Below are 6,917 nucleotides of genomic sequence, written 5' to 3'. Positions count from 1 at the left end.
GCCCCCGAGGACGCCGCCCAGTGCCGCCTCGCCGTCATCGCGATGGGCAAGTGCGGCGGCAACGAGCTGAACTACGTCTCCGACGTCGACGTCATCTTCGTCGGCGACACCGCGAACGGCGCCGACGAGTCCGCCGCGCTCCGCGCCGCCACCCGCCTCGCCTCCCACCTGATGCGGATCTGCTCCGAGACCACCGTCGAGGGCACCATCTGGCCCGTCGACGCCAACCTGCGCCCCGAGGGCCGCAACGGCCCCCTCGTCCGCACCCTCTCCTCCCACCTCGCCTACTACCAGCGCTGGGCCAAGACGTGGGAGTTCCAGGCGCTCCTCAAGGCCCGCGCCGTCGCCGGCGACCCCGACCTCGGCGCCCAGTACGTCGAGGCCATAACGCCGCTGGTGTGGCAGGCCGCCGAGCGGGAGAACTTCGTCGCCGACGTCCAGCACATGCGCCGCCGCGTCGTCGACAACATCCCCGCCGCCCACGTCGACCGCGAGCTGAAGCTGGGCCCCGGCGGGCTCCGCGACGTCGAGTTCGCGGTGCAGCTGCTCCAGCTCGTCCACGGCCGCAGCGACACCACCCTGCACTCCCGCACCACCCTCGACGCCCTGCACGCCCTGGCCGCCGGCGGCTACGTCGGGCGTGCGGACGCCGCCCAGCTCGGCGACGCCTACCGCTTCCTGCGCGCCATGGAGCACCGCATCCAGCTGTACCGGCTGCGCCGCACCCACCTCGTCCCCGAGGGTGAGGCCGACCTGCGCCGCCTCGGCCGCTCCCTCGGGCTGCGCACCGAACCCGTCGCCGAGCTCAACCGGGCCTGGCGCCGCCACGCCTCCGTGGTCCGCCGCCTGCACGAGAAGCTGTTCTACCGGCCGCTCCTCGACGCCGTCGCCCAGCTCGCCCCCGGCGAGACCCGGCTCTCCCCGCGCGCCGCCGGCCAGCGCCTGGAGGCCCTCGGGTACGCCGACCCGGCCGCCGCCCTCCGCCACCTGGAAGCCCTCGCCTCCGGCGTCACCCGCAAGGCCGCCATCCAGCGGACCCTGCTGCCGGTCATGCTGGGCTGGTTCGCCGACTCCGCCGACCCCGACGCAGGCCTGCTGAACTTCCGGAAGGTCTCCGACGCCCTCGGCAAGACCCCCTGGTACCTGCGCCTCCTGCGCGACGAGGGCGCCGCCGCCGAGAACCTGGCCCGCGTCCTGTCCGCCGGCCGCCTCGCCCCCGACCTGCTGCTGCGCGCCCCCGAGGCCGTCGCCCTCCTCGGCGACCCCGAGGGCCTCCACCCGCGCGGCGCCGACGCCCTGGAGCAGGAGGTGCTGGCCGCGGTCGGCCGCGCCGACAGCGCCGAGGCCGCCGTCACCTCCGCCCGCGGGGTGCGGCGGCGGGAGCTGTTCCGCACCGCCGCCGCCGACATCATCGGCTCGTACGGCACGGAGGACAGCCCCGCCGAGACCGACCTCGGCGCCCTCGTCGACCGCGTCGGCCGGGCCGTCACCGACCTCACCGCCGCCACGATCGGCGGAGCCCTGCGCGCCGCCGTCCGCGACCAGTGGGGCGACACCCTCCCGACCCGGTTCGCCGTGATCGGCGTCGGCCGCTTCGGCGGGCACGAGCTCGGCTACGGCTCCGACGCCGACGTCCTCTTCGTCCACGAGCCCCGCGAAGGCGTCGACGAGCAGGAGGCCGCGAAGGCCGCGCAGGCCGTCATCGCCGAGATGCGCCGGCTCCTGCAACTCCCCACCGCCGACCCGCCGCTCCTCATCGACGCCGACCTGCGCCCCGAAGGCCGCTCCGGGCCGCTGGTCCGCACCCTCGCCTCGTACGCCGCCTACTACCGCCGCTGGTCCCTCACCTGGGAGAGCCAGGCCCTGCTGCGCGCCGTGCCGGTCGCCGGCGACCCGGACCTCGGCCGCCGCTTCATCGACCTGGTCGACCCGCTGCGCTACCCCGCCGAGGGCCTCGGCGACGACGCGGTCCGCGAGATCCGCCGGCTGAAGGCCCGCATGGAGTCCGAACGCCTGCCGCGCGGCGCCGACCCCACCCTGCACACGAAGCTGGGCCGCGGCGGGCTCAGCGACGTCGAGTGGACGGTGCAGCTGCTCCAGATGCGGCACGCCTGGGCCGAACCGGGCCTGCGCACCACCCGCACCCGCGAGGCCCTGGCCGCGGCCCGCGCGGCCGGCCTCATCGGGACGGAGGAGGCGCAGATCCTGGACGAGGCCTGGGTCCTGGCCTCCCGCGTCCGCAACGCGGTCATGCTGGTCCGCGGCCGCGCCGGCGACACGTTCCCGACGCAGACCCGCGAACTGGCGGCCGTCGGGCGCTACCTGGGCTACGCGGAGGGCACGGTCGGCGAAATGCTCGACGACTACCGCCGCATCACCCGCCGAGCCCGCGCCGTCGTCGACGACCTGTTCTACGGGGGGTAGCGTCCTGGCTCCGAGACCCGTATGAGTAGGGTCAGCGGGATGGACAACACGATGCATTTACCGCAAGAAGACCAGGAACTGGTCGAGTTCGCCCGGCACATCGTCGAGACGAACGGCGACGGTGAGACGCACACCGTCGGGGCGGCCGTACGCGACGCCCAGGGCCGTATGTTCGGCGGCATCAACCTCTACCACTTCACGGGCGGCCCCTGCGCGGAGCTGGTGGCGCTCGGGCATGCGCGCGCCGAGGGAGCACGCGACCTGACGGCGATCGTCGCCGTAGGCGACAGGGGCCGCGGGGTGCTCGCACCGTGCGGCCGGGACCGGCAGATCCTGCTCGACCACCACCCGGGCATCCGCGTCCTCGTGCCGGCGGGCGACGGCATCCGGAGTGTCCCGATCACCGACCTGCTGCCCCACGCGTACGTCTGGGCGGAGCAGTCCGCGGCGCAAACCCTGTACTTCCACCGCACGTACCTCGATGCCGTGCGCGCAGGGCGGAAGACGTCCACGGTGCGGTTCCGCGACCCGGTGGAACCGGGCCCGGTGAACATGGTGTTCGAACTGGACGAGGATGTGGTCGTGCCGGGCGTGGTCACACGGATCACGCCCAAGACGGTCGCCGAGCTGACCGAGTCGGACGCGGTCGCCGACGGCTTCCGGGACCTCGCCGAGCTGCAGGACAGGCTCCGGTTCCACTACCCCGACATCAAGCCGACCGACGACGTCTCGGTGGTCCACTTCCGCCTGGCGCCGTGACCGCTTGGCCGGGCCGCGGCGTGCCGGCTGCGGCCCGCCTTCAGGACCGCTGCGCGGGCCCGACGACCGCGAGCCCGACCTGCGCGGCGAGCCGGCGGGCGTACGGCTCTCCCGTCTGTCGGCCGTCGAAGACGACGCTGCGGACGTGGACGAGCACGGTGTGGTCACCGCTCGGCCTGCCGAGCTCGCGGGTACGGGTGTTGAAGAGAAGCGTCACCTCGGCGTGCGTGGCCTCGCCGTGGAAACCCGCCTCGGGTGCGGCCGGCCATTGCAGGGATGCCAGCCGACCAGCGTCGAGAAGAACGTCCCACTGATCTTCGCCTGATCGCCCACGCCACAGCATGTCCGCAAGGTCGAACTCGCCAGTCTCACAACCTGGTCGGGTCGTAGAGCGAATCGGATGTCAGCAGGACAGGAGCTGCGCCTCATTGGTCGGGGACGCTGACCAGCAGCTCCTTGAGTCCGACGCGCTCGGCGCCGTGACCGACGAGCGTCACCTTGGCCAGAGGGGATCGGCTCATGGTCTCCGGCCGGGGCGGGTACCAGCGGATCGAGGTCAGCCGGAGCTCGACATCGGCCGCACCGACGGGCCGGAACACCATGCCCGCCCGTGCCTCGCCGGTGAAGTTCTTCACGACACACACCAGCTCGCCGACAGAGCACTTGGCCAGCTGTTGCACGTACAGACGTGTCGCGATCGGCAGTGCGGGCTGCGCGGCGATCGCCTGGATGATGCGTTCGATGTCCTCGGAGGCGGCGATGCAGAGCTGCTGATCGCTGCTCGTGATATCGATCGCGACACCGAGGTGGTCTTCGCCGCTTTGCTCGCGTAGCGCCAGCCGGGAAGGGGCGATCAAGGCGTTCCGCCCCTCCTTGAAGGTCCAGGTGACTCTCCGCGGCGCATCCTGCACCACAGAGCTGAACATCCCCTGCAACTCGGGATGTGGTTCGCTGAAACGCCAACCGAGCAAAGGCATCTGGACGCGTCCGGCGTTGTCGGTTTCGCTACTGCACTTAAGCCACGCCAAAGGCGCGAACCGCTCAAGTGCGATTCTGGCCCGCTCGAACCGCGACACCGGCTCCCCCGTGGTGCTCATTGGGATTCCCGCCCCTTCTCGGGATGCCTCATTCATCGTTCCGTGACCGCGGATCGGAAGGCCGTAAGCGCGGCGGTGTAGTCGTCCGAAACCCCGTCGCGTGGAAGCAGGTCGAGGTGGTGGCGTGCTAGGCCCTCAGCCGCGGAGAGCACCGTCCGAGCGAGCACATCAGGGCTGACGAGCGCCACCGGCCCGGACCGGGCAGCCACGCTGATCCCCTTCTTGGTCGCCCGGAATGTAAGCCCGAAGGAGGTGTCGACTCCGGTGAACGACGCAAACTTGGCGCGCCCTTGAAGCAGCCCGCCGAGGCAGTCCATCAACTCGGTCACCGAGACGTAGATCATCATGCCTTGATCGGGGACATGCCCCGCCGACCCGGCCTCACCCAGCTGTCCACGCCACAGCATGTCCCCGAGGTCGAACCCGCTGGGCTCGCCCTGGTCGGGGCGGACGCTGAATTCTGTGATCACGATTCTTCCGGCAAGGAGGAGGTTATGAGCTGCGCAATGGGGACGGTGACTCAGTGTGCCGCTTCCGTGAATTCTTCCAGCGTTTGGATCAGGGAAGAGATAGCGGCCCGCTCCTGTTCTGTGGAGCGCTCTGCGTGCAGATCCCACATTCTACTGTCATCTGGGAACGCCCTGCGTAGAACTATCCCTGGCCATCCAAGGCTGCCATCCAGTGCGAGCTGCTCGGCCAACCATTCGCGGTATCTGGCCAGATCGCCGTACTGGTCGGCGGCCGAAAATCCGTACAGAAATGCCACATAGCTGGAGAGCTGCCCGTTCAAGCCGAAAATTCCAGGCCTCGCCTGCAGCTGTGGGATAATTTCCGAAAGCCTCAATCGAGTGGCCTCCAATGAAGTATGTCGAGATAGTCGGGGCTCCATAGGGCGTCGTATTCGGCCTTCGGTAGTCCATGTCGACCCGTGAAGCCGTCGTAGATCCTGTCGCCGTACACGACGACATCGTGATGGAACCATACGGGATCTGTGCCGCGATTGGTCCTACAGAAGCTTTCACACGTTCCGGAGGCGTCTTGCCGAAGTCGAGGAGTTTGCCCTCGACGAAATGTGGGGCTTCGGCGGCGATCGGCCGTGAACCGAGGTGTCCACGCCCTGGAACCGCTCCTCAACCATCCAGACGTCGGCGGAGACGACCTCTCGCCCGCCGAGTGCGCATCGATGCTGGTCCGGTTGGAGGCCGTTATCGATCGGCTTCACGAGAGGCGATGATACGAAGCAGCGCCACGCCTTTTCGGGAAATGGCGAACAGCCGACATTCCGAAAAAAAATTTCGTAGAGTCACCCCAGGATATAGCGCCACTCGCCCGAATCCGTTACGGGAATCACCGAACTTCAAGGTTCCAATTGGCTGGCAGGTCGCTGTCGCAGACGGCGCATACAAACCACTCGTCCCGGACGATATTAAGACCTTGGCAACTCACGCACCGGCGAAAGATCACCGCGTGCGTGAACTCATCCGGCCGCTGGATGCCGGCCTGATCGAGCGAACGGGCAACTGAATGCCAGGAAATCAAATCCGGCCCATATCCCGTGGATAGGTTGCTTATCTCGCCCACGCGCCAGGTGTTTTCGCTTCGTGTGAAGCGAATTTCACCTGCACCTAGCACCGGTTTCCCGCCGGCGCACGCAACATGCTCACTTCTCCTGGGCGCCAGGAGAAGAGTCCCCGTTGTGTCCACAACGTATGTCTGTGTTTCTCCGAGGTCGGCCGGTGTTAGCTGCTCGACCCCTCGGATCGCACGACCCTTTCCCCAGTGGTGGGTTTTTTGCAGTAGGTGCTTAGGGCCCAGATATGGATACCGTCGGTGCTTACTCATTGCGTGTCCAGGTCCGCTACTCGGGAAGTGGCTGCAGCTATCTGCGCCTCGATATGATCTTTCAGTGGTGCCGGGATGCCTGGGCCCCACGAATCCCACCCAGTGAAGAAATAATGCTCTTTGAGGCTCGGGCCGTATGGCCCGGTAGCCGACCTGCCGTCGTTCTGAATTCGACTGCTGAGCGCGTGGCTCAGGGCATCGAATTCGCGCATGGGATCCGCCGTGACGGGGCGACTCCAACTGCCTAGCCAGCGTATACCGTCCTTGGTGACAAGGGCGGCCCAGATTTTCCCATCTGCGACCGTGCCATACAGCACGCTCTCCAGGTCCTTAATCGCGACGACACGCATCTCAATCATCTCCGGATTGCAAATTCAATGAGGGTGTCCGGGTCGAACTCTCCAAGCGATATGCGGCGAACGATCTCCGCGGTTCTGTGATGCCCGCCCGTGATATGGATCTTTGATCCAGGATATTGGATCGAATCATCCTTCGCCCAGTCCCTGTACCCGCTCACTGGGTCATCGCCTTGTGGCCCTCCGTAGCGTACAAGCTCCTCGTTCGTCAGATTTCGGACACCGCCATGGCCGGCTACTTCTCCACCGTGCATCTGCGCATCGGTCAAGGGATGACTGGCAATGCGGTTCTCGACCAACTCGCCGGCCCTCACGTAAAAGCGGTCTGGCGACGTGTGCACCGGAAGGTCCGCCAAATGAGCGTTGGGGGGACACGGCCCCAGGCCGAGCGGGTCCGACCAGGTGTGCGGGTTGTGGGGGTACGTGGCCGGGTTGGGGG

7 protein-coding genes and 1 pseudogene are annotated in these 6,917 nt (G+C 68.0%); 3 read left to right on the top strand and 5 right to left on the bottom strand.

Annotated elements, in window-relative coordinates:
- The 3 genes and pseudogenes from EF903_RS26110 to EF903_RS36155 form a co-directional block, all read left to right on the top strand.
- Window positions 1-2,424: bifunctional [glutamine synthetase] adenylyltransferase/[glutamine synthetase]-adenylyl-L-tyrosine phosphorylase (locus tag EF903_RS26110; protein ID WP_125547155.1), on the top strand; the 2,424-nt coding region annotated here is incomplete at its 5' end.
- A 51-nt stretch (window positions 2,425-2,475) separates the two neighbouring features.
- Window positions 2,476-2,862, top strand: a pseudogene (locus EF903_RS36160) (cytidine deaminase family protein); the annotation flags it as partial.
- Window positions 2,836-3,183, top strand: coding sequence for an ASCH domain-containing protein (locus EF903_RS36155; protein ID WP_260615934.1), 348 nt, complete (start codon window positions 2,836-2,838; stop codon window positions 3,181-3,183). The pseudogene EF903_RS36160 and the gene EF903_RS36155, both read left to right, overlap by 27 nt.
- 40 nt (window positions 3,184-3,223) lie before the next feature.
- Here the strand turns inward: EF903_RS36155 and EF903_RS26100 are convergent, their stop codons facing one another.
- From EF903_RS26100 to EF903_RS26075, 5 genes are all read right to left on the bottom strand, one after another.
- The gene (locus EF903_RS26100) at window positions 3,224-3,526 is read right to left on the bottom strand and encodes a hypothetical protein (protein ID WP_125547153.1); all 303 of its coding nucleotides are present in this window, start codon (window positions 3,524-3,526) and stop codon (window positions 3,224-3,226) included.
- Between the two features lie 82 nt (window positions 3,527-3,608).
- Window positions 3,609-4,280: a hypothetical protein gene (locus tag EF903_RS26095; RefSeq protein WP_125547151.1), complete on the bottom strand. Its 672-nt coding sequence runs from the start codon at window positions 4,278-4,280 to the stop codon at window positions 3,609-3,611.
- Between the two features lie 32 nt (window positions 4,281-4,312).
- Entirely contained in the window at window positions 4,313-4,750 is a 438-nt protein-coding gene (locus EF903_RS26090; protein WP_125547148.1) for a hypothetical protein, read from the bottom strand.
- Window positions 4,751-4,800: 50 nt separating this feature from the next.
- Complete coding sequence (locus EF903_RS26085; protein WP_125547146.1) at window positions 4,801-5,070, bottom strand: hypothetical protein; 270 nt, start codon at window positions 5,068-5,070, stop codon at window positions 4,801-4,803.
- Window positions 5,071-6,118: 1,048 nt separating this feature from the next.
- Window positions 6,119-6,481, bottom strand: coding sequence for a hypothetical protein (locus EF903_RS26075; protein ID WP_125547144.1), 363 nt, complete (start codon window positions 6,479-6,481; stop codon window positions 6,119-6,121).
- Window positions 6,482-6,917 lie beyond the last annotated feature (436 nt).

The organism is Streptomyces sp. WAC05292 (assembly GCF_003949955.1).
GTDB lineage: Bacteria > Actinomycetota > Actinomycetes > Streptomycetales > Streptomycetaceae > Streptomyces > Streptomyces globosus.
The sequence above is the reverse complement of the archived record's forward strand: the minus strand, read 5'-3'. Positions and strand labels throughout refer to the sequence as shown.

Bases quoted from the DNA above. Each gene is read 5' to 3' on its own strand.
- EF903_RS26100 (WP_125547153.1), bottom strand. From the start codon at position 3,526: ATGCTGTGGCGTGGGCGATCAGGCGAAGATCAGTGGGACGTTCTTCTC.
- EF903_RS26095 (WP_125547151.1), bottom strand. From the start codon at position 4,280: ATGAGCACCACGGGGGAGCCGGTGTCGCGGTTCGAGCGGGCCAGAATC.
- EF903_RS26075 (WP_125547144.1), bottom strand. From the start codon at position 6,481: ATGATTGAGATGCGTGTCGTCGCGATTAAGGACCTGGAGAGCGTGCTG.